Origin of the sequence: Marinomonas foliarum (assembly GCF_003337275.1) — a bacterium.
In the GTDB taxonomy this organism is placed as follows: domain Bacteria; phylum Pseudomonadota; class Gammaproteobacteria; order Pseudomonadales; family Marinomonadaceae; genus Marinomonas; species Marinomonas foliarum.
Map to the genome: position 1 here is coordinate 165937 of NZ_QPJQ01000002.1, position 21486 is coordinate 187422.

Here is a 21486-nt window from a genome sequence, read left to right on the forward strand (position 1 = left end):
GGGCTGTTAGCAGCTTACGCCGCACCCACCGCAATGGCCTCAATACGGTTTTCTTCCACAGCATGACAAGCAATCATGTGGCCTTGTTCTTGCTCCGCTTGATCGTCTAATCGCAGCAATGGCGTTTCGGTTTTACAGCGGTCGTTGGCATAGCTGCAACGCCCGTGGAAAGCACAGCCAGAAGGTGGATTAAGCGGTGAAGGCAGTTCGCCTTGTAGCTTAATACGCACACGGCGCTTATCTGGTGAAAGCTGCGGCGTACTAGAAAGCAATGCTAAGGTATAAGGGTGTTTAGGGTTTTCGAACAGCTGTTCGCGAGAGCCTTGTTCCACCACTTTACCCAAGTACATCACCATGACGTCGTCAGCGATGTGCTCGACCACGGACAAATCGTGGGAGATGAACACATAGCTCAAACCAAATTCTTCCTGCAAATCCATCATCAAGTTCAATACTTGCGCTTGAACCGATACATCCAGTGCCGACACGGGCTCGTCAGCGACGATGACATTTGGGTCGAGCATCAAGCCACGAGCAATGGCGATACGCTGACGCTGTCCACCAGAAAACATGTGCGGATAACGGTCGTAATGTTCGGTTTTTAAGCCGACTTTCGCCATGATCGTGAGAGCTTTTTCTTTGCGCTCTGTTTTGGAAAGCTTGGTATTAATCACCAAAGGTTCTTCCAAAATAGCGCCGATTTTCTTACGCGGGTTTAATGAACCATATGGGTTCTGGAAAATGATTTGGATCTTCTGGCGCAGCTTCGCTTGAGCATCTGCGCTCAAGGTAAGTAAGTCTTCACCAAGGTGCGCTAGCTTGCCGCTGGTCGGTGTTTCAATCATGGTCAGCATGCGGCCAAGAGTGGATTTACCACAACCAGATTCGCCTACTACCGCCAAGGTTTTGCCTTTTTCAAGATTGAAGCTAATACCATCAACGGCTTTCACTACCGCGTCAGGCTTAAACAGACCTTGTTTGACGTGGTAATGCTGTTTTAAATCTTCGGCTTTCAAAATTAACTTGCTATCGGATTGGTTCATGCGGCTGGTCTCCCTTCGCGGTCCAATGGCGTATGGCATTTCACTTGGCGATCAAGGTCGCCTTGGTTCGCAGGTTCAACCTTGCGACAATGGTCCGTCGCATAAGGACAGCGTGGGCTAAGCAAGCAACCCAATGGGCGATCATATTGACCTGGAACCACTCCTGGTAACGCTTCAAGGCGTGCTTTGCCAGAGGCAGACTCTGGTAAAGAAGCCAGTAAGGCTTGCGTGTACGGGTGTTTCGGTGTGCTGAACACTTCCGACGCTGGGCCAGATTCAACGATTTGACCCGCGTACATGACGATAACGCGATGAGCCACTTCGGCCACAAGAGCCAAATCGTGAGTGATCAACACCAAGCCCATTTGCTTCTTGCGTTGTAGCTCGATCAATAGATCTATGATCTGTGCTTGAATGGTCACGTCTAGCGCGGTTGTCGGCTCGTCTGCGATCAATAAGCGTGGATCACATGCAATGGACATGGCAATCATCACACGCTGGCTCATGCCGCCTGACAGTTGATGAGGGTAATTGTCCAAACGTGATTCCGGTGCCGGAATACCGACTTGTGTTAGCAACTCAATCGCACGGGTTCGCAGCTCTTTCTTACTGCCGCCTTGGTGCGTTTTTAACGCTTCCATGATCTGATAACCCACGGTGAAACATGGGTTAAGGCTGGTCATTGGATCTTGGAAGATCATCGCAATGTCTGAGCCTGTTAGCTTACGACGTTGCTTTTCTGGCATAGCTTGCAGATCTTGACCATCGAAGGTTAATTGGTCTGCGCTAACTTTACCTGGGAAGTCGATCAAGCCCATGATGGACAATGAACTTACACTCTTACCTGAGCCAGATTCCCCAACGATGCCGAGAACTTCCCCTTCTTCGACCTTGTAACTGATGTTATCTACGGCGCGAAAATTGCCGAAGGTAACGCTTAAATTTTCCAACTGTAACAGTGACATAACAACCTCTCTTACTGTTTCAACTTGGGATCAAGGGCATCACGCAAGCCATCGCCCATGAGGTTAAACGCCAGTACTGTGATCAAAATCATCAAACCGGGGAAAGTAACCACCCACCACGCGCGCTGAACAAACTGCAACGCATCGGCCAACATAGAACCCCATTCAGGAGTGGGTGGTTGTGCGCCAAGGCCAAGAAAGCCAAGGGCTGCCATATCTAGGATGGCGCTGGAGAAGCCTAACGTTGCTTGCACTATCAATGGGGCTAAGCAGTTTGGCAAGATACAGATGAACATCAGGCGCAGTGGGCTAGCACCGATTACGCGTGAAGATGTCACATAATCTCGGGACATTTCGGCCATGGTCGCCGCACGGGTCAAACGCACATAATGCGGTAGCGAGACAATGGAAATCGCCAAGGCAGCATTCACGATGCTTGGCCCTAAGATGGCAACGATCGCAATCGCCAACAACAAGCTTGGCATCGCCAACATGATGTCGACAATACGCATGATGGCTGTATCTATCATGCCTTTAAAGTAGCCTGCAATCAGACCCAGCAAAATACCCATGATCAAAGACGCGGTAACCGCGACTAGGCCAACGGCAATAGAAAGACGTGAACCATAAATTAAGCGAGACAAAATATCTCGGCCTACATCGTCCGTTCCTAATACAAATGACCAGTTACCACCGTCTAGCCATGCTGGTGGCAATAACAGCGCATCGCGATATTGGTCAGAAGGGGAATGCGGCGCAACAAAGTTAGCAAAGACTGCCATAAAGCAAATAATCGCAATAACGACTAAACCGGCTACAGCGCCTTTGTTGCTGCTAAAATAGTGCCAAAACTCTTGTAATGGCGTCATTGGTACTGGCGCAGTCAATGGAATGTCTGTCGTGGACGTTTTTGTAGATGTTGTCATAAACGCCTCCTTATCGGCTGTGTCGAATTCGTGGGTTAACAATGCCGTAAGTGATATCCACCAAGAGATTCACGACAATGATGATACAAGCGACAATCAAAATACCGCCTTGTACAACGGGGTAATCACGGCGTCCGATAGACTCGATCAACCATTTACCAATCCCCGGCCAAGCAAACACGGTTTCGGTCAAAATGGCGCCGGATAACAAAATACCCACTTGCAGACCGATAACGGTAATTACTGGGATCAAGGCGTTACGCAGCGCATGAATCACGATGACTCGCCAAGGTGCAATACCTTTCGCGCGAGCGGTACGAATGTAATCTTCGCTTAATACTTCCAGCATAGAAGAGCGCGTCATACGGGCAATAACCGCCATAGGGATGGTGCCGAGAACAATACTTGGCAAGATCAGGTGCGAAACCGCGGAAGAAAACGCGCCTTCTTCACCGGACAATAATGAGTCAATCAGCATGAAGCCGGTAACGTCGTCTATCCAGTACACCACGTCGATCCGTCCAGAGACGGGTGTCCAACCCAGATTAACGGAAAATACCAACATCAATAGTAGCGCCCACCAAAATATGGGCATGGAATAACCGGTGAGAGAAAACGTCATCACCGAATGGTCTATCACGGTTCCTCGTTTTACCGCAGCAAAAATACCCGCGGGCAAACCGATTAGAATTGCAAAAATAGCCGCACAAAAAGCCAGTTCAATCGTGGCCGGGAAAAGTGTGAGGAATTCTTTCATTACCGGTTCTCTGGTAATGAGGGAGTTGCCTAGGTCTCCCTGTAAAACGCCAGTGACATAGTTGTAATACTGCATGTACAAAGGCTGATCAAATCCTAACTGGGCACTCAACTCAGCGTGGCGCTCTGCGCTCACACCGCGTTCACCAGCCATGACTTCGATTGGATCACCGGGAATTAAGCGAATAAGGGTAAAAGTCAGCAAGGTAATCCCGAGGAAGGTCGGAATAACAAGGCTTAAGCGACGGAAAATAAATTGGAACATAAAGGACAGGCTCTCTTGGGATGTTATGCGACCGAGTATTTTGCTCGGTCAGCAAAACATCTGCTCGCGTCCCAGCGAGCAGATGTTTTGTTTAGTCCGAAGACCGTATTTCTAAACGTTGATTACTTGCTGACGTTGTAGAAGTAGTGACCACCAAGTGGGTCAATTTTGTAACCTTTCACTTCTTTACGGATTGGCTCGTAAACAACTGAGTGAGCAACAGTGATCCAAGGAGCTTCACGTTTGAAAACAACTTGAGACTCTTCGTACAACTTAGTTCGCTCTGCTTTGTCAGATGTTTGTTTTGCACTTAGAAGCAAGTTGTTGAACTCTTCGTTACACCACTGTGCACGGTTAGAGCCGCCAACGCCGTCACAACCTAGCAATACGTATAGGAAGTTATCTGGGTCACCATTATCACCAGTCCAACCTAGCAATACGGTATCGTGTTCACCTTTTTTAGAGCGGTTTAAGTACTCACCCCATTCGTAGGAAACGATTTCCGCTTTTACGCCAACTTTAGACCAGTCTTCTTGCATGATTTCAGCCATACGACGTGCATTTGGGTTGTATGGACGTTGTACAGGCATTGCCCAGATGTTGGTTGAGAAACCATCTGGATAACCTGCTTCAGCAAGCAGTTTTTTTGCTTTTACAGGGTCGTATGGGTAATCAACGATGTCTTTGTTGTAAGACCACATGGTTGGTGGAATTGGGTTCTTAGCGACTTTACCTGCGCCTTGGAAAACCGCATCAATGATAGCGCTCTTATCCGTTGCTAAGTTTAGGGCTTGGCGAACACGAGGATCCGTGAACGGTTTTTTCTGTGTATTAAATGCCAAGTAACCAACGTTCAAACCTTCCTGGTTCATTAGGTTGATGTTTGGATCCGCTTCCATTTGCTTAAGATCTGCAGGGTTTGGGTACGGCATAATATCACATTCGCCCGCTTTCAATTTCGCGTAACGAACAGAGGCATCTGGTGTGATAGAGAAAACAAGACGATCAACTTTTGCTTTGCCTTTCCAGTAGTCTTCAAACGCTGTGTAGCGGATCAAAGAATCTTTTTGGTACTGAACTTTTTGGAAAGGACCTGTTGCAACTGGATCGATGTCTAGCTTTTCAGGTGTGCCTTTTTTCATGTAGAAATCGGCTTGTTCCTTAGAGAAAATAGACGCGAAGTCCATTGCAAGGTTAGCAATGAAAGGCGCTTCTGGTTTCGTCAAAACGAACTTAACGGTGTAGTCGTCGATTTTTACCATTTCTTTAATCAAAGTATCCATACCCATGCCAGTGAAGTACTCGTAAGAGCCGCCGGACACTGTGTGGTAAGGGTTTTCTTTGTTGCCTTGACGATCGAAAGTGAAAATTACATCGTCAGCGTTAAAGTCACGTGTTGGCTTGAAGTCTTTTGAAGAATGGAACTTCACGCCTTTGCGTAAATGGAAAGTGTATTCAAGACCATCGCTTGATACATCATAGCTTGTTGCTAAGCCTGGCTCTGTTTCAGTCGTTCCAAGTTTGAATTCGACTAAACGGTTGAACATGTTTTTTGATGTCGCATCAAAAGTTGTACCAGCAGTATAGAACGCTGGGTTAAAGCCCTCTGGGCTACCTTCTGAACAATAAACTAGTGTGGATGCTGCGTGAGCGGATGTGCCAATTGCTCCAGCGGCCATGAGTGCAAGCGTCAGTTTTGCTAACCCTTTTTTCATTGTAACTCTCCATTAGCATAATTATATTCGTGTTTAACACGTGGGAAGTCGAATCAAGGTATTCGTTACTTTTGTGATTATCTTGGGTAGGTTAAGAGCCATCTTGTTAGTTCGAGTCTTTTACAGTTTTTAAAACAAACCCCATCCAAACTCCTAGTTCGAATGGGGTTGCTCTGCCTCGTCCCTGAGCCCCCTTTAGCTATAAATGATGAGCCTGAATAAACAGAAACCTCAAAAACAGCGTCACTGAAGAGTACTTAAGCCAATTTAAATAACCAATCGAAATAACGATATGTCCTATACGTGGAATGAATACAAAATTTAGATAAAGCGATGAAAGCCTTGAAAACAAAGGTTTAGCAGGTGAATTTCTACGTAAGGAATAGGGAAGGAAAAGGGCTTTATTTTTTAAATAATCTGCAAGAAGTGGAAAGAATGGAGGTCGAAAGAGGTTTTCTAGCGAGTTTTTGTGTGGCTAAAACGAGAACAACTCCTGCTTAATCCACCCCCTTGAAGATAAGGTGAGGAAACAAGCAACACAAGTCCATCTCTTGAAAATAAGAGGGAGTGTGGAGTGGAATAGCACAGGCTCCTCCCCCTGCTAAGGGGGAGGTTGGGAGGGGGTTACTTTTTATCAAACGCTTTTATTAGAACCGATGTGTCTTGACGACTACGGCCTTCAGCAATAAGTGCTTGATAGTCTTGATCAACCGCCTGAGTTAAAGGAATCTGGATGCCCATTTTTTCGGCCTGAGCTAGGCTCAGCCCTAAATCCTTATGCATCCACTCTATGGCAAAACCAAAATCAAATTCGTCTTTCGCCATAGTCTCACCACGGTTTTCTAATTGCCAAGAACCCGCAGCTCCGTGCTTTAGCGTATCAACGAGTGTCGCTATGTCTAACCCTGCTTTCTGAGCAAAACGAATCCCTTCAGATAAACCGGACAACACACCACCGATAAGAATCTGGTTGACCATTTTTGCAACCTGACCGTTACCGACAGGGCCCATTAAGCTAGTGGCTTTTGCGTAGCAATCTAATATCGGCTGAGCTTTGTCTAAGTCGTTTTGCAAACCACCTGTCATGACGGTTAATACGCCGTTTACGGCGCCCGCTTGGCCGCCTGAAACTGGTGCATCCATGAAGCGAAAGCCACGCTCTTGGGCTGCTTGATGAAGCTCTTTTGCCACTTCCGCTGATGCGGTTGTGTGGTCAATAAACAGAGTGCCTGATTTTGCGTATTGGAAGGCACCATCTGGACCTAAATAGACCGCACGTAAATCGTCGTCGTTGCCTACGCAGGTTAATACAATATCGGCGTCTTTTGCCGCGAGGGCCGGAGTAGTCGCAAAGGTGCCTATGTATTCGTTACACCAGCTTTGTGCTTTTTGTGTTGATCGATTGAAGACGACAACCTCATGGCCAGCTTTGCTGACATGCCCTGCCATTGGGTAGCCCATTGTTCCGAGTCCGATGAAGCTTACTTTCATTGCGTTTCTCCTTACTGCGTTGTTCGAGACATTGGTTAATGCATTAATTCAATGCACAAGATCATACGGATTTGCCGTTCGATTGCGAGATACAAAAAAGAGGTAATTGGAGCATACAGAGGCAAAATACAGTGGTTTTTGTCGTAATTAACGCCTTGTAATGAAAAAGAGGTTCGCCCGAATTACTTGTGGATAACTTTGTGCACGAAAAATCTGACGAGCGATTATTTCGCCTTAATGCGAATATGTTTAAATAATCGTGCATATTTTGTACAGAATTTGTTTTTTCCTTTTGCTTAAATTGCCATTACTCTATTAGCCAAGAGTAATGGCCGCACTGATATAATGTATTTAACTTGAGTATTATTCATTGTTGAGACTGATTCTCTTTTAATTTTTGCAAATAGAATGGCTATTTTTTAAACAAAATCAATTAAAAACAATGTGTTATGACTGAATTATATCCTTTATTGCCTCATGTAACGCGTGTGCCAACGTATCGTTCCCTTGGGCGTCTAAATGCACGCCATCGACTTCGCTAGGCTGTAAAACACCGGCAGCATTAAGGAAAATGCATTTGTTGTGTGCTGCAATATCTTGGTAGTACTGGTGAAAATGTTGTGACTTTTCAATGGCTCCGCTGAAACTCTCCGCCATAGAGCCCGTTGGGGATAAAATATTTGGTGGAGCGATGATCACAAGGGTTGGGCTTGGGAAACCGTGAGGATTTGGTATTCTTGACTTCTCGATCAGCTTCTCTACGCCTTTCGCCGCTTCAAAGGCACCCACATTGAAATGTCGCTTCAGGTCGTTGGTGCCTAGCATTAGCACTAAAATGTCTACTGGGCCAAAGGTTTCTAACGCAGCTTGAAGGTATGACAAGCCATTTCTGCCTTCCAAGAAAGGGTCATTCCATATAGTGGTCCGGCCCGGTAATCCAAAATTTATAACTTGGTGATGTTTCCCTAAAAGGTCATTTAAGATATTGGGCCAGCGTAAATGTTTTGGATAACGCCCACCATTAGGAATGCTGCCCCAAGTAAGGGAATCGCCATAACACAAAATAGTCGCCATAATCTGCTCCTTGCTTTTTTTATGAATCATTAGATAGTGTAGTTAATCTGCGGCGTTTGATCACACAATAATAACGAGCTGTGAGAGGCCAACATGAATATAATTTCTTCTACTTACTCTTCTAAAAACGACATTCACTCGGCTTTTTATCGTCTGAAGAACTTGGTGAATCAAACCCCTTTTCCATCGGCTGAAGATCGTCAGTATTGTCTTGCTCGTTTACAAGTGGCACTCATGGATCATGAAACAGCCTTATTAGATGCCTTACAAAAAGATTTTGGACAGCGTGCCCATGAAGAATCTAGATTAATCGAGCTTGTCCCTTTGCTTAGCGAAATAAAGCACGCAAAGCGCCATCTTGTTAAATGGATGAAACCGTCAAAGCGTAACGTCCATATTAGTACCTTGCCTGCTAGCGCTAAGGTGTTCTATCAGCCCAAAGGCGTTGTTGGTGTCATCTCCCCTTGGAACTATCCTGTATTGCTCTCTCTCGGGCCTTTAGTAGGGGCATTGGCTGCTGGCAACAAAGTGATGATGAAACTGTCGGAGTTTTGTCCTGAAACCAACCGAGTATTGCGTGACATAGTGACTCAAGCTTTAGGAGAACGCTGGGTGGAAGTCGTCGAGGGTGATGCTGAGATAGCCAACGAGTTTAGTCTGTTGCCATTCGATCACCTATTGTTTACTGGTTCGACATCCGTTGGTCACATTATTATGCGCAACGCTGCTGAGAATTTAACGCCTATTACTTTGGAGTTGGGTGGTAAATCTCCTTTACTAGTTGCTCCGTCGGCGGATTTACGTGATACCGCCAAGAAGCTTGTGTTTGGCAAGGCTCTGAATGCAGGACAAACCTGTGTCGCCCCCGACTATATTATGTGTCATTCAGAGCAAAAGCAGACCTTAATTGAGTATATTCAACAGGAGCTTGCTGCTTATTATCCTGATGGTGTTCTCAGTCCTGATTACACGAGTTTGATTAACTCTCGCCAATTAGACCTCCTGAAAGGTTATTTAGACGAAGCCAGAGCCGCTGGTGTCGTGTGTGACAATCTCATGCCACAGGGGCCAGAGGAAAGCGCTGGTAAGCTGGCGTTGCATGTTCTACATCAGCCTGACGATGATTTAAGCGTAATGCAGGATGAAATCTTCGGGCCCTTGTTACCCATTCTCACTTATAGCGAGATATCTGAAGCCTTGTCTTATATTCAGCAAAGACCTCGGCCTTTAGCAATGTACTTGTTTACGCAACAAAATGATGATCAAAGGCGATGCGAGGAAAATATCGCCAGTGGCAGCTTGGTGATCAACCACACTTTGGTTCAAGTGGCGCAGGCGGATTTACCATTTGGTGGGATTGGTGCGTCAGGAATGGGCGCCTATCATGCTGAAGAAGGCTTTCACACCTTTTCCCATAGCAAATCGATATTGTGCAAACGTGGGCCAAATGTTCTAGCTTTGCTACGGCCGCCATATGGGCGTCGTATTCATCGGTTAGTCGCAAAATACTGGCAATGGCTTTAATAAAATAAAAGTTCCACGCAGGTATCTCAACATGGGATTTGTCGCTCTATTGTATTTTATGTATTTATTTCAACGCATTGAGTCGACTCGCAAAGGTTGAGATCACGAGTATTTCTAATACAATCCATATAAAGGTGTTATCGCGTCTTGTTTTCAAAAAATGATTTCTTGCCTTATATTTTAGTATTGTGATTGTTAATAGAGTATTTCAACGCTCTGATAATTCAAAATACTGAGTAAAGATGAGGAAGGTTTGTGGTCTGTAATGATGCAATCGTAATCGCTCATTTTTCCCCATAGACAACGGGATTCTGTTTCGAATTTTGTGCTGTCGATAACCAAAATTCGATAATGGCAATGTTCAACCAAGGCTTCTCGTGCCATGACCTCGTCATCAGTGAAATCAAATAAATGGCCCTGTTTATTAGCTGCAGCGACAGAGAAAATGCCAATGTCCGCTCTGTAGCGCTGAAAAAATCGCATGGCATCACCACCAATAACGTCTTGATCGCGCATTCTGACGCGCCCGCCTGAAATAGTCAGTTCACAGTCTGGATGCTCGCATAAGTTACGTGCAGCATGAAGATTAGTCGTCATTACCTGCAAACCTTGAAATAGTGCAAGCTGGTTGGCGACTTCGGCCACGGTTGAACCACTTCCAAGAAAGATGGATTGATAGTCGGCAAGCTTGCTTATACAAAGGTCGGCAATGTGTTTTTTTCCGGCAGCATGGCGTATTCGACGTTGATCGAAACTGATGTTTTCGCGATGAGGAAAAGGAATGACTTCGCCATGGCTGCGTAATACCAAGCCTTTTTCCGCTAATAACCGAATATCTGAACGAACGGTTTGTACTGAGACCGAAAATTCGTCGGCAACAGCTTGTAGTGTCTGACGTCCTTGTTTATTCACCCATTGCACGATGTCATAGTGCCTTTTGTTCATAGTGATCCAGTCCTTTTCATAAGGCTTTAAAGTGAAGATTGTCGAAACGAAAGTAATCCGGCATTAAACGAAATTTTTTCGTCACTATAATGTCAAATTATGTCGGTATTGTTGCAGCTCACTTATCAAAAAGAGAGTTTCTCCATGACCGTTAAGAAGACCTTATTGCTATGTGCTGCGGCGCTTGCTCTTCCTCTTTCCGTACAAGCTCAAGATGTTTTGACCTTGTATACCAGTCAGCCAAACAAAGATGCACAAATGACGGTGGATGCATTTGAAGCAGCCAATCCTGATATTAAAGTGGAATGGGTGCGTGACGGAACGACCAAGTTAATGACGAAGTTGCGTGCTGAGTTATCGTCTGGCGTGGTGAAACCCGATGTATTGCTTATCGCCGACAGCGTGACCATGGAGTCCATGGTATCGGATGATTATTTGTACCCCTACATGAGCCCTAATCGCGACCAATACGAAGACAGTTTGTACAGTGAAGATGGCTATTATTACGGCACGAAACTGATTACTACAGGTATTGTTCGTCATAAAAAGGCATCACAACATCCAACGGATTGGAACGATTTTGTCAAGCCGGAATATAAAAACCAAGTCGCGATGCCAAGCCCTTTGTATTCTGGAGCAGCCTTAATTCACCTTGCGACGCTAACTGATGATGAATCACTAAGTTGGAATTATTATGAGCAGTTGCATGCCAATCAGGTGATGGCACAAGGCGGCAATGGTGGTGTACTGAAAGCAGTGGCATCAGGAACGAAACCTTACGGCGTTATTGTAGACTTTTTGGCAATACGCGAAGCGGCGAAAGGCTCGCCGATAGAGTTTATTTTCCCTAAAACAGGCGTGTCCATGGTCACTGAACCTGTGGCCATTATGAAGGAAGCTAAGAATAAAGCAGCGGCAAAACGCTTTGTGGACTTCTTATTATCCAAAAAAGGTCAGGGTTTGGTATTAGAGCAAGGATATTTGCCAGCTCGTAGTGATATTGGCGTGCCAGAAGGCTTTCCAAAACGTGCCGACATTCGCTTGATGCCGTTCGATGCAGCAAAAACATTGCGCGATAATGAGGCGAATAAAGCGCGTTTTAGCAAGATCTTTGAAGGTTAAGAAAAATGACACCTTCGTTAATAAAACGACGTTTTATGGACAGTGCTTCCATGGACAACCAGCTGCGCTGGTTGTCCATTGGACTGTTCGTGTTGATCGCAACAATAAGCGTATTACCAAGTCTACGTTTATTGGTAGAAGCCTTGAGCCATACTACCTTTTCGACATCTTCACCAATGGCTGAAGTACTGCGCAGTGAACGAACTTGGATAGCCTTACGTAATAGTTTCTACACCTCAGGTTTAGGCACTCTTATCGCGGTGATTTTGGGGTGCGGCTTTGGTTTTGTGGTGACGTTAACCAATATTCGTGGCCGTGGTATTTGGGTATTTTGCTTTATGTTGCCGATGATGATCCCGCCACAAGTGACGGCGTTGAGTTGGTTGCAATTATTTGGCCCAGCGAGCCCAATTTTAAATACTCTGGGCATAGAGCCTGCGTTGGGAAGCCCACAACCTATGTATTCGGCAGAAGGCATTGCCTTATTGTTAGGCATACAAAGTGCGCCCTTGGTGTTTCTGGCCTTGCGTACACAGCTTATTTCATTGCCGCAGGATTTATTAGAAGCGGCTCAATTGTCCCGTGCTTCTCAGTTTCGAATTTGGGTCAATATCATTCTGCCTTTGTGTCGCAGTGCGATTATTGCTGGCGCCGCGTTAGCCTTTGTTTCTTCTCTGGGGAATTTTGGTATTCCTGCGATGTTAGGAATTCCTGCAGGTTACATCGTTTTACCAACTTTGATTTATCAGAAAATGGCTGGATTTGGTAACGATATGTTGAGTCAAGTAGCGGGCTTGTCGATGATTATTGCATTGTTGGTATTGGCGGGCATGTTGTTACAGCAATGGCTACAGCAACGCAGTCGTTATGCTTTATTGGGTCATACGGCGCAGTCTTTGTCTTTTCGTCTTAAACAATGGCGTTTGCTTCTCGAAATTCTGCTGGCTTTGGTGTTGTGTTTTATCTTGGTCGCGCCGCTGTTTGCCTTGATTGTCAGTTCATTGGTACCAGCGCTTGGCATGCCATTAAATGCGGAAACTATTACCTTTGGCGCGTTTTACGAAATGATTGGGCGGCAAGGTGTTACGGTTAGAGCTTTCGAAAATAGCGCATTTTTGGCTTTTTCTAGCGCATTAGTATTGATGCTGGTGTCTTTGCCACTGGGCTATTTGTTGATGCGTCTACCAATGCGAACTAGAGCTGTGATCGCCAGCTTGATCGAAGTGCCTTATGCCATCCCAGGCATAGTCTTAGCTATTGCTTTTATTTTGTTGTTCGCCAAGCCTTTACCTTTTATTGAGGTCAGCTTGTACGGCACTTTAGGTATTATTTTCTTGGCGTATTTGTCTTGTTTTTTGAGCGTGTGTTTGAAGCCAGTATTAAGTGCCATGTCTCAGCTTGACCCCGCTTTAGAAGAAGCCGCTCAGCTTGCTGGCGCAAGGCCGATACAGCGCTTGATGGATATTATTTTACCTCTCACTGCACCCGCCTTTTTCGCTGGTGGATTATTAGTGTTTTTGATCTCAATTAATGAACTGACGGTGTCCGCTTTGTTGTGGAGTGCGGGCAATGAAACCCTGGGTGTATTGATTTTTAATCTCGATGAAAGTGGCGACAGTGTTTTGGCCTCGGCCATTGCTGTGCTAGTGGTTTTGCTGGTCGCAGGGCTAATGAGTTTATTGAGTCTGTTTGCCCCTCGTCTGCCCAAAGGAGTGATTCCATGGCACGGTTAATATTGGATGGTGTTGAAAAATCTTTTCATGGTGCGCCGGTTGTAAAAGATTTGAATTTAACCATTGAGCCGGGTGAGTTTGTTGCCTTACTTGGGCCAAGCGGTTGTGGTAAATCGACCATTTTAAGAATGCTGGCAGGATTTGAGAAGGTTTCAAATGGTCAAATTATTCATGGCGATGACTGTCTTTCTAGTTCGATGCGTCATGTACCAACAGAAGAAAGAAACTTCGGCATGGTGTTTCAATCCTATGCACTTTGGCCTCATATGACGGTGAAAGAAAATGTCGGCTACCCGCTGAAAGTACAGAAAACACCGACAGCTGAACGTAATAAGCGCATACAAGACGCTCTGGAAATTGTTCAGTTAGAAGAGTTCGCCGATCGTTTGCCAGCGCAACTAAGTGGCGGTCAGCGTCAGCGCGTGGCGTTAGCGCGTAGTTTGGTCACCGAGCCAGATGTGGTGTTGTTTGACGAACCGCTCGCCAACTTAGATAGACATTTGCGAGCGACGATGGAAGAAACCTTCCGCGCCTTTCACAAACGCACAGGCGCGACCATGGTTTATGTCACCCATGATCAATCCGAAGCCATGTCATTGGCCGATAAAATTGCTGTGTTGAATAAAGGGCAGTTGGTGCAATGGGGAACGCCTCAGGAACTGTATGCAAGACCGAGAAATACTTGGCTAGCGAATTTTATTGGTCGAGGTTCTGTGTTGTCAGTGGCTGCGGTTGCTCCTTCGCAATACTTGAATGGTGCCAATTTGCACGAGTTGATTGACCAGCATTCGCCGGACAGGGCGGCCAGTTCTGTGCTCGTGCGTCCACAAGATATTCATTTCGTCAGCGCGGACGATTCAGCACTGATTGTTAGCGTTCACAGCTGTATTTTTCGTGGCGAGCGTTACGATATTGAACTGACGCTAAAAGATGGCCATCGCTTACTCGCGTACAGCGATGTGCCTATGGCGCTAGACAGTCAGCATCATATTCGTCTTGGGCAAGCTTGGTCGCTTGAGCGTGAAGTATGAAGGTCATTATTGATATTCTAAGTGGCGCAGGAAGGAAAACTGCTGCCGCGATTTTGGTGACCTACGAAGCGGACAACCAGTCAAAACCAATTCGTTTTTTACTCGACGCGGGTGGCGCGTTAGAAGTGGGCGAAGACAAAGGCTGGACGCAACCAGATCACTTAGACGCGATTTTCATTTCCCATGATCATCAAGATCACATGGGCGGTTTGATCGACATCGATAGCCAAGTTCCGGTATACGCGACGTTACCCGTTCAGCAGCAATTGCCAGCGCATTTGAATCTTCATACTTTGCCTATTTGCGGGACGACGATTGTGTCTGGTATTAAGGTGACAACAGGTTCGGCAGGCCATTCCTTTGGCGGTGTGTGGTTGCATCTTGATGTGGGTGATGGTGTCTTTTACAGCGGTGATTTTAGCCTCGAATCCGGTTTGTATCCTTTTACAATGCCGCCACAAGCGAATGTTGCTTTACTCGATGCGTCCTATGGTTTGTACGACAATTCATTAGAGCAATGTAAAAACGCCCTGCTGCATTATCTCAATGACGAGCGCGCATTGCTGATGCCGGTTCCGCAAACGGGACGAGCGTTAGAAATGGCCAGCTGGCTAACGTCGATAGGTTTCCATGATTGGTCTCTAGCAGAAGATTGCATTGCGCCAGAAAATGTTTTGGATGGGCCTGAAGGTTGTGTGTGTGCCGAAATTCGACCTGTCTTGCAAAGTATGAAAAGCCAACCATTTAACCCTGATGCAAAGGTGGTGCTGTGCGGTGATCCTGATGGGTTGGGTGGCGAAGCGGCAGTTTTATTGCAGCAGCCAGAGCGATATTTGCCGGTTTATACCGGACATTTGCCAGAACACGCTCGTCAGGCCGTGAGCGAAGACAGGGCGCATTTCGAACGTTGGAATGTGCATCCGCGTAAGCAAGATCTAAAGCAGCTGGTGGATCATCTTGGCTGCCGTATTTGTGTTCCCTTGTTTCACACCATGAAAGATCTAAATGAGTGGCGACAGGCTCTTGGCCCAAGCGTTACTGCAGATTCTTATATTTAGTTAGATTGTATAGAGTTAGATTATGACCTTACTTGCTAAACCTTTCGTCTTTGCGCGACATGCGCAGAGCGAGTTTAATGCTGCGTTTCGTATCGGCGGTTTTACCGACAGTCCGTTAAGCGCAATGGGGATTCAACAAGCCAAAGAGGCAGCGCAAATATTAAGCGCCATTGATTGGAGTGTTGTGGTAACCAGTACTTTAAAACGCACCCAAGAAACGGCTTTTTATGCGCTACCAAAGCAAACTGCTCTGCCTTATGAGCAGCTTAAAGAGCGTAATTGGGGAGATCTTGAAGGCTGCCCGATAGAACAGCAATTGCCCTATGACGTGACGCCGCCTAATGGCGAATCTTGGCAAGACTTTGAAGCCCGTGTGCTTAGTGCATTGAATGAGATCCTCAGCGAGTATTCATGGCCTCTGATTATTGCGCACTCTGGCGTTTATCGAGTGCTCAATAATGTCATCAACGGCACACCTTATTGCCCAAGAGTTGGCAATGTTACTCCTATTTCTTTTGTGCCTAGCGAAGATGAAAACAGCTGGGAAGTTACCTCTTTTAAAGGAAGTTTTATATGATACCAAATACCATAATTGTGGATTTAGATGGCACGCTTGCCAAGTTCGATCACACTGAAGTTGCTCATTGGGTGCTCGGTGCAGAAAAACATTGGGATCCTTTTTTTGAGCATATGAAACATGCACCAGTGATCGAAAACGTACTGCGCTTGGTGAATATTCTCAAGCAACAAGGTCAACATATTTTAATTTGCAGTGGCCGTCCTGAGTCCCATAAACAGCATTCGCTTGAATGGATTCAAAAACACAATATTCCGTGTGACGGTATTTATTTACGTCCTGAACACGCCGATGCCTTGCCAGACGAGGACGTTAAAAAAGCCTTATTGGAGAAAATTCACGAAGATGGTTTCACGCCTTGGCTGGTATTGGATGACCGCGACGCTGTGGTGCAAGGCTGGCGTAACCTAGGGTTGACTTGCCTACAATGTGCGCCGGGGAATTTCTAATGTTTCTCGCATGTAGGTATAAGGTGCTAATTTTATAATATAAGATCTTAAGCTGAAGAGGTTAGCTATTTATTATGAAACTTATCATTCTAGTTTTTATTCTTTTTTCGGTCGTCAGTTGCAGTAAAAAAGCCTTATATACCAATCTACAATATAACCATACTTCTGCCTGTGAGAAATTAAAATCGAATCAGTATGAGGATTGTATGAGCCAGTACAGTGACTCTTACGAGGACTACACAGCAAAACGTCAAGGGACAACATTGAATAAATAGCTAATTTTATCCTCGTGACTAGCCTTGTTATCTAGCTCGCGCTAGCATGAGGAAATTTCTTTCGGAGCTTGGCTCATGTTTCAACTTGTTCTTCTTAGTAATCAACAACATATCGATGTAGCGAATCTGTCGTTGTCTGCCGAATTAATGGGCCTGCCGAAAGACATTCCAATTAGCGTACAGCAGACTTGTCTAATGGGCGGTAAGCAAACTGGTTCGCGTTTGATCACTTTGACCGTGGGAGACTCTGTGGTTCGTGTTGTGCCGACTCGTGGCATGGCGGTTCTTGATGTCGTTAGGAAAGATACGGCAGGAAAGGACGTACGCTTTGGTTGGGATTCACCTGTTAAAGAAGTGGTTCATCCAAGCTTTATTAATCAAGAAACATCTGGCGGTATTGGTTGGTTAGATGGTTTTAACGAGATGATTGTACGTTGTGGTTACCAGTGGGCAGGTCACCCAGGCCAAGATGGCGATGAGTTTTTGACATTGCACGGTCGTATTCAAAATACACCTGCTGACGAAGTAACTTTAGAAGTCGAGCAAGTGCCGCCGTATCGTGTGACCTTGCGCGGCCGAGTTGATGAAAAGCGTTTTAAGTCCACTAATTTCGAACTACATACTGTCTTGTCACTCACTCCTGATGAGCCATATTTATTGATTGAAGATACCTTGACCAACAAAGGCAGCTATCCACGCGAATACCAAGCGATCTACCACAATAACTTTGCTCAGCCGATTCTTGAAAATGGTGCGCAACTTCATGTTCCCATGGCGGAATTGTCACCGTTTAATGACTATGCTGCTGGTGGTTTGAGTGATTGGAATCAAGTGCCTGCGCCCACCAAAGATTTTGACGAAATGGTGTTTAATATTCGCCCGCTGAGTGACAAGAATGGTTTTTCCCATGCGTTATTGCATAATGCAGAGGCAAGCCGTGGTATAGAAGTGAGTTATCAAACTAATACTTTGCCAGTACTGACCATATGGAAAAATACGGACACACTAGAACAAGGTTACGTAATGGGAATCGAGCCGGGCACCAGCTTTGCTTATAACCGCTCTTATCAGCGTAATTTAGGTTTGGTGCCGACGATTGACGCGGGTGAGTCGAAACACTTTGTTGTGCGTTTTGGTTTGTTAACGGATGAAAGTCAAATCAAAGCCAGTGTGGAGAATATCGCTCAAATACAAAGTGCTCAAACCGCTCAGATGTTGTCTACGCCGATTGTGCGCCTTGGTGAAGCATAGAGGTTCGGGAGTATCGCTCCCAATCACCAGCTTCCATATAGGGTGCGTTATCGAGAGATTTGTTATAAACATAAATCCAGCCTCTACCGTAAGGCGAGAAAACACGCTTTCTAACATACATAGAGCTTTCTGGCGTTTTTGGGTCGTAGCCTTCCAGTTGATCCAAAGACGCGAGTATCTCGTCTGATACGTCGTACCATTCCACTCGAATTCGGCCGCTTTCGTCATGGGTCGAAGCAATACCTGGAAAGTTACCTAGGTTGTGCATGCGAAAACCAGTTAGCCAGCCTAAACCGATGCGTTTGCATTCGGTAAGAAGTTCATGATTATTGAGCCCCTCACGAAGCGTTCCGTACACAGCAACAATGTTTGTAGGCATATTGAATTCCATAATGACAATCAAAGTGCACAAGATGAACTTGGTGGCGGTGTATTTCAAGTCCTCTAGATGGAAATTACAATGCCATGACACAACCTTGATGCATTCATGAAACTACGGACATTTGAATCGTTCGACTCAGCCTTTCACGAGATTTTGACCGTGCGCTTTTTCATGATCAAGCAGCCAGCGTTTTCTCTCTAATCCTCCCGCGTAACCGGTTAAGCTGCCATCCTTACCAATGACTCGATGGCAAGGAATAACAATGGCAACACGGTTCATACCGTTGGCTCTGGCGACAGCTCGTACAGCTTTGGGATTATCCAGGCGTGTTGCTTGTTCTTGATAGCTTGCTGTTTCACCAAATGGAATGGTGCCAAGCATCTGCCAAACGGCATTTTGAAAGTCGGTTCCTGGAGTATGAAGGGATACATTAAATTCGCTTCGTTTGCCTGAGAAGTATTCTGCTAACTCTTGTTTTAGTTGCTTAATATGCGCATTTTCACCCGCAACGATAGGCGCTTTCAAACGACGCTGTAAGTCTTCAAATTCAGTTTCTAACATACGTCGGTCAACGAATTCTAATAGACAAATTCCTTCCTCTGTTGCGCAGACAAACATAGGGCCAATGGGCGTTGTTAGCCTATCGATTAAAATCACAGCATTCTCCAAATTTAGGGTTGGCGCATGGCCAAGTAACTTTTTAAAAGTGTAACCGAAACCACTTAAGGAATCGTAGCCTGAATCTAACGCGGTACTGGTGGCCGTTTTGCCTGTCTTTAGTTCCTGAAAGGCATAATTGATGCGATACATGCGCTGGAAGGTTTGAAATGTCATACCGTAGTGCTGATTAAACCAACGACGTACAAAGATGGGCCGTATTCCAGATTCTCTTAATGTTTGGTCGGTGATTTTTGCCTTAGTACAATCGCGTACGAGGTTTATCGCCACTTGTACTTCATACGGTGCTTCGTGAGTATTTTCAGTTGGTCGACAGACTTTGCAGGGGCGAAATCCTGCGTCCATTGCATCTTTGAAATGCGTGTAAAACACGACATTTTCGCGCTTTGGTTTACGTGCTCGACAAGTCGCAATACAGAAAATAGACGTGGTTTTAACTCCCACAAAAAATACGCCAACGTAACTGGGCTCACGATTGAGTAAGGCTTGATAATAACCATCAGCTTGTTTTTCATTTGTTATTAACATGCGAATGTCCGTTTTGAATAGTTGTTTTTTAGATCGGCGTTGTGTTGATAAAACTAGGTTAGCTTGATTCTCTTTGTAGCAACAACCGAAAACTGAACGAGTATTTTTTATTGTTCTTCGAATAGAGGTAAATTATCTTTTGTCAGATTGACCAATACTCCTTATTATTCGTCCCTTCTTCAGGTCCTAGCTTCTTTGAGAGTAATCTAAGGATGATGTTATGGATTACAGTTTATTTACTGTGTCTCTTTTGATTGGTACAGGTTTTATTGCTGGCATTATCAATACGCTGGCTGGAGGCGGTTCAAATTTAACATTGCCAGCGCTGATGGTTATGGGAATGCCGGCAGACATCGCCAATGCAACAAACCGAGTTGGTGTGTTTTTACAGAATGTGGCGGCGACCTTTGGTTTTCGCAAAGCGAAGAAGCTTGATAATGCGGACATCTTGCCAGTAATGATTCCGTCGTTACTTGGTGGCGTGGTCGGTGCGTTTGCTGCCAGTTATGCACCAGAAAATTGGCTTAAACCTTTGCTATTGAGCGCCATGATTGGCATGACGATTATCATGATTGTTCGTCCTACCATGATGGCTCCACCAGAAGGTACAGTCCCTTTTAAAGTATCGGAAAAGCCAAGCGCATGGATTGCCTTATTTGTTGCAGGTGTATACGGCGGTTTTGTTCAAGCTGGCGTGGGCTTCATTTTAATTGCCGCATTGGCCGGGACACTTCGTTATGACCTTGTGCGAACGAATGCATTGAAAATGGTCTGTACGTTAGGTTTTACCGCTTTGGCATTAGGCGTTTTTATTTGGAATGATCAGATTCTGTGGATTCCTGGCCTAATACTGGCTTCTGGTACCATGCTAGGATCCTTCCTCGCTGTGAAAATGGCAATTAAAGCCAACCCAAAACATCTAAAATGGTTTCTTTTCATTATGACCGTTTGTGGCAGTGCTGCTGCTCTTTTAAGTGATTAAATACTTTAATACCTGATAGGTAGCTGATATGTACACCCCAAAGTATTTCGAAATAAACGACCAAGAAGAGCTGCTCGCCTTTGTGAAAGCTTTTCCCTTCGCGACCTTAGTTTCGAATGGCGAAGACGGTTTAAACGCTGAACATATTCCTATGTTGGTTCATGTTGATGATGAGAATAGAGTTTGCTTGCAAGCTCATATCGCCAAGGCGAATAAGTTGTGGCAGAACCTTGCGAACCAAGCAGATGTCTTGGTGATTTTCCAAGGCGAAAACGCCTATATTTCACCAAATTGGTATCCTTCCAAAAAGGTAGATGGTAGAGCCGTTCCAACTTGGAATTATCGAGCGGTTCATATCCAAGGCACGATCAATTTTATCCACGACATTAAATGGAAATTAGCATTACTGGAAAAACTCACCAATATCCATGAGAAGGAACAACCAGTTCCTTGGTCAATCTCCGATGCGCCGCAAGAATACATCGATAGACTGCAAGCCGCTGTCGTTGGTATTGAAATTACCGTGACTGACATTCAGGGCAAATACAAGCTCAGCCAAAATCAGACAACTGAGAACAAAAACGGTGTAAGAGATGGCTTAGCCGAAGCGAAACAACCCCTTGCTGAACTGATAAAACCATGACCTTGCGTTAAATATAGCGATCGTTAAATGTTAATATCTTTGATGTGAAGTGCCTGTTTTTTAGCTGCCGTGG

20 protein-coding genes are annotated in these 21486 nt (G+C 45.4%); 10 read left to right on the forward strand and 10 right to left on the reverse strand.

The annotated features are described in order from the left end of the window. Nucleotides 1–14 precede the first annotated feature (14 nt). From DFP77_RS01785 to DFP77_RS01815, 7 genes are all read right to left on the reverse strand, one after another. A complete protein-coding gene (locus tag DFP77_RS01785; protein WP_114410579.1) occupies nt 15–1043 on the reverse strand; it encodes a peptide ABC transporter ATP-binding protein in 1029 nt (342 codons plus the stop codon). Continuing rightward, nucleotides 1040–2008, reverse strand: a complete 969-nt coding sequence (gene dppD, locus DFP77_RS01790; protein ID WP_114410580.1) for a dipeptide ABC transporter ATP-binding protein — start codon at nt 2006–2008, stop codon at nt 1040–1042. The genes DFP77_RS01785 and dppD overlap by 4 nt, the downstream gene beginning before the upstream one ends. 11 nt (nt 2009–2019) lie before the next feature. Then, nucleotides 2020–2934, reverse strand: a complete 915-nt coding sequence (gene dppC, locus DFP77_RS01795) for a dipeptide ABC transporter permease DppC (protein WP_114410581.1) — start codon at nt 2932–2934, stop codon at nt 2020–2022. A 10-nt stretch (nt 2935–2944) separates the two neighbouring features. Next, entirely contained in the window at nt 2945–3955 is a 1011-nt protein-coding gene (locus DFP77_RS01800; RefSeq protein WP_114410582.1) for an ABC transporter permease subunit, read from the reverse strand. 122 nt (nt 3956–4077) lie between these two features. Next, the gene (locus DFP77_RS01805) at nt 4078–5670 is read right to left on the reverse strand and encodes an ABC transporter substrate-binding protein (protein ID WP_114410583.1); all 1593 of its coding nucleotides are present in this window, start codon (nt 5668–5670) and stop codon (nt 4078–4080) included. 624 nt (nt 5671–6294) lie between these two features. Further along, entirely contained in the window at nt 6295–7161 is an 867-nt protein-coding gene (locus DFP77_RS01810) for an NAD(P)-dependent oxidoreductase (RefSeq protein ID WP_114410584.1), read from the reverse strand. 447 nt (nt 7162–7608) lie between these two features. Continuing rightward, nucleotides 7609–8235 (reverse strand): SGNH/GDSL hydrolase family protein, encoded by a 627-nt coding sequence (locus DFP77_RS01815; RefSeq protein ID WP_114410585.1) that lies wholly within the window; start codon nt 8233–8235, stop codon nt 7609–7611. A gap of 93 nt (nt 8236–8328) precedes the next feature. Between DFP77_RS01815 and DFP77_RS01820 the strand changes: the two genes are divergently transcribed. After that, nucleotides 8329–9759, forward strand: a complete 1431-nt coding sequence (locus DFP77_RS01820) for a coniferyl aldehyde dehydrogenase (protein WP_114410586.1) — start codon at nt 8329–8331, stop codon at nt 9757–9759. Nucleotides 9760–9954: 195 nt separating this feature from the next. Here the strand turns inward: DFP77_RS01820 and DFP77_RS01825 are convergent, their stop codons facing one another. Then, nucleotides 9955–10704 (reverse strand): DeoR/GlpR family DNA-binding transcription regulator, encoded by a 750-nt coding sequence (locus tag DFP77_RS01825; protein WP_114410587.1) that lies wholly within the window; start codon nt 10702–10704, stop codon nt 9955–9957. A 144-nt stretch (nt 10705–10848) separates the two neighbouring features. Between DFP77_RS01825 and DFP77_RS01830 the strand changes: the two genes are divergently transcribed. The 7 genes from DFP77_RS01830 to DFP77_RS01860 all read left to right on the forward strand — a co-directional run bounded on the left by DFP77_RS01830 (nt 10849) and on the right by DFP77_RS01860 (nt 18200). After that, a complete protein-coding gene (locus DFP77_RS01830; RefSeq protein WP_181858480.1) occupies nt 10849–11826 on the forward strand; it encodes an ABC transporter substrate-binding protein in 978 nt (325 codons plus the stop codon). Nucleotides 11827–11831: 5 nt separating this feature from the next. Then, nucleotides 11832–13559 (forward strand): ABC transporter permease, encoded by a 1728-nt coding sequence (locus tag DFP77_RS01835; RefSeq protein ID WP_374058251.1) that lies wholly within the window; start codon nt 11832–11834, stop codon nt 13557–13559. Next, complete coding sequence (locus DFP77_RS01840) at nt 13547–14590, forward strand: ABC transporter ATP-binding protein (protein WP_114410589.1); 1044 nt, start codon at nt 13547–13549, stop codon at nt 14588–14590. Before DFP77_RS01835 ends, DFP77_RS01840 begins: the two co-directional genes overlap by 13 nt. Further along, nucleotides 14587–15648, forward strand: coding sequence for an MBL fold metallo-hydrolase (locus tag DFP77_RS01845; protein WP_114410590.1), 1062 nt, complete (start codon nt 14587–14589; stop codon nt 15646–15648). Before DFP77_RS01840 ends, DFP77_RS01845 begins: the two co-directional genes overlap by 4 nt. Before the next feature lie 22 nt (nt 15649–15670). Beyond that, nucleotides 15671–16225, forward strand: coding sequence for a histidine phosphatase family protein (locus tag DFP77_RS01850; RefSeq protein ID WP_114410591.1), 555 nt, complete (start codon nt 15671–15673; stop codon nt 16223–16225). Continuing rightward, entirely contained in the window at nt 16222–16674 is a 453-nt protein-coding gene (locus DFP77_RS01855; protein ID WP_114410592.1) for a phosphatase domain-containing protein, read from the forward strand. Before DFP77_RS01850 ends, DFP77_RS01855 begins: the two co-directional genes overlap by 4 nt. A gap of 350 nt (nt 16675–17024) precedes the next feature. After that, nucleotides 17025–18200 (forward strand): aldose 1-epimerase family protein, encoded by a 1176-nt coding sequence (locus DFP77_RS01860; RefSeq protein ID WP_114410593.1) that lies wholly within the window; start codon nt 17025–17027, stop codon nt 18198–18200. On the opposite strand, the gene DFP77_RS01865 is transcribed toward DFP77_RS01860, so the two are convergent. Both DFP77_RS01865 and DFP77_RS01870 read right to left on the reverse strand, forming a co-directional pair. Then, nucleotides 18169–18579: a gamma-glutamylcyclotransferase family protein gene (locus DFP77_RS01865; RefSeq protein ID WP_239543939.1), complete on the reverse strand. Its 411-nt coding sequence runs from the start codon at nt 18577–18579 to the stop codon at nt 18169–18171. The two genes, DFP77_RS01860 and DFP77_RS01865, sit on opposite strands and share 32 nt — an antisense overlap. A gap of 138 nt (nt 18580–18717) precedes the next feature. Then, nucleotides 18718–19788: a bifunctional transcriptional activator/DNA repair enzyme AdaA gene (locus tag DFP77_RS01870; protein WP_114410595.1), complete on the reverse strand. Its 1071-nt coding sequence runs from the start codon at nt 19786–19788 to the stop codon at nt 18718–18720. Nucleotides 19789–20008: 220 nt separating this feature from the next. Here DFP77_RS01870 and DFP77_RS01875 point away from each other — a divergent pair, with 220 nt between their 5' ends. Together DFP77_RS01875 and DFP77_RS01880 are read left to right on the forward strand one after the other, a co-directional pair. After that, nucleotides 20009–20770, forward strand: coding sequence for a sulfite exporter TauE/SafE family protein (locus DFP77_RS01875; RefSeq protein WP_114410596.1), 762 nt, complete (start codon nt 20009–20011; stop codon nt 20768–20770). A gap of 28 nt (nt 20771–20798) precedes the next feature. Beyond that, complete coding sequence (locus tag DFP77_RS01880; protein ID WP_114410597.1) at nt 20799–21413, forward strand: FMN-binding negative transcriptional regulator; 615 nt, start codon at nt 20799–20801, stop codon at nt 21411–21413. Nucleotides 21414–21486 lie beyond the last annotated feature (73 nt).

Excerpts from the sequence above, each read along its gene's own strand:
- DFP77_RS01845 (WP_114410590.1), top strand. The coding sequence starts at position 14,587 with ATGAAGGTCATTATTGATATTCTAAGTGGCGCAGGAAGGAAAACTGCT.
- dppC (WP_114410581.1), bottom strand. The coding sequence starts at position 2,934 with ATGACAACATCTACAAAAACGTCCACGACAGACATTCCATTGACTGCG.
- DFP77_RS01800 (WP_114410582.1), bottom strand. The coding sequence starts at position 3,955 with ATGTTCCAATTTATTTTCCGTCGCTTAAGCCTTGTTATTCCGACCTTC.
- DFP77_RS01865 (WP_239543939.1), bottom strand. The coding sequence starts at position 18,579 with ATGCCTACAAACATTGTTGCTGTGTACGGAACGCTTCGTGAGGGGCTC.
- DFP77_RS01880 (WP_114410597.1), top strand. The coding sequence starts at position 20,799 with ATGTACACCCCAAAGTATTTCGAAATAAACGACCAAGAAGAGCTGCTC.
- DFP77_RS01870 (WP_114410595.1), bottom strand. The coding sequence starts at position 19,788 with ATGTTAATAACAAATGAAAAACAAGCTGATGGTTATTATCAAGCCTTA.
- DFP77_RS01805 (WP_114410583.1), bottom strand. The coding sequence starts at position 5,670 with ATGAAAAAAGGGTTAGCAAAACTGACGCTTGCACTCATGGCCGCTGGA.
- DFP77_RS01840 (WP_114410589.1), top strand. The coding sequence starts at position 13,547 with ATGGCACGGTTAATATTGGATGGTGTTGAAAAATCTTTTCATGGTGCG.
- dppD (WP_114410580.1), bottom strand. The coding sequence starts at position 2,008 with ATGTCACTGTTACAGTTGGAAAATTTAAGCGTTACCTTCGGCAATTTT.
- DFP77_RS01835 (WP_374058251.1), top strand. The coding sequence starts at position 11,832 with ATGACACCTTCGTTAATAAAACGACGTTTTATGGACAGTGCTTCCATG.
- DFP77_RS01860 (WP_114410593.1), top strand. The coding sequence starts at position 17,025 with ATGTTTCAACTTGTTCTTCTTAGTAATCAACAACATATCGATGTAGCG.
- DFP77_RS01850 (WP_114410591.1), top strand. The coding sequence starts at position 15,671 with ATGACCTTACTTGCTAAACCTTTCGTCTTTGCGCGACATGCGCAGAGC.
- DFP77_RS01820 (WP_114410586.1), top strand. The coding sequence starts at position 8,329 with ATGAATATAATTTCTTCTACTTACTCTTCTAAAAACGACATTCACTCG.
- DFP77_RS01785 (WP_114410579.1), bottom strand. The coding sequence starts at position 1,043 with ATGAACCAATCCGATAGCAAGTTAATTTTGAAAGCCGAAGATTTAAAA.
- DFP77_RS01855 (WP_114410592.1), top strand. The coding sequence starts at position 16,222 with ATGATACCAAATACCATAATTGTGGATTTAGATGGCACGCTTGCCAAG.
- DFP77_RS01875 (WP_114410596.1), top strand. The coding sequence starts at position 20,009 with ATGGATTACAGTTTATTTACTGTGTCTCTTTTGATTGGTACAGGTTTT.
- DFP77_RS01825 (WP_114410587.1), bottom strand. The coding sequence starts at position 10,704 with ATGAACAAAAGGCACTATGACATCGTGCAATGGGTGAATAAACAAGGA.
- DFP77_RS01815 (WP_114410585.1), bottom strand. The coding sequence starts at position 8,235 with ATGGCGACTATTTTGTGTTATGGCGATTCCCTTACTTGGGGCAGCATT.
- DFP77_RS01830 (WP_181858480.1), top strand. The coding sequence starts at position 10,849 with ATGACCGTTAAGAAGACCTTATTGCTATGTGCTGCGGCGCTTGCTCTT.
- DFP77_RS01810 (WP_114410584.1), bottom strand. The coding sequence starts at position 7,161 with ATGAAAGTAAGCTTCATCGGACTCGGAACAATGGGCTACCCAATGGCA.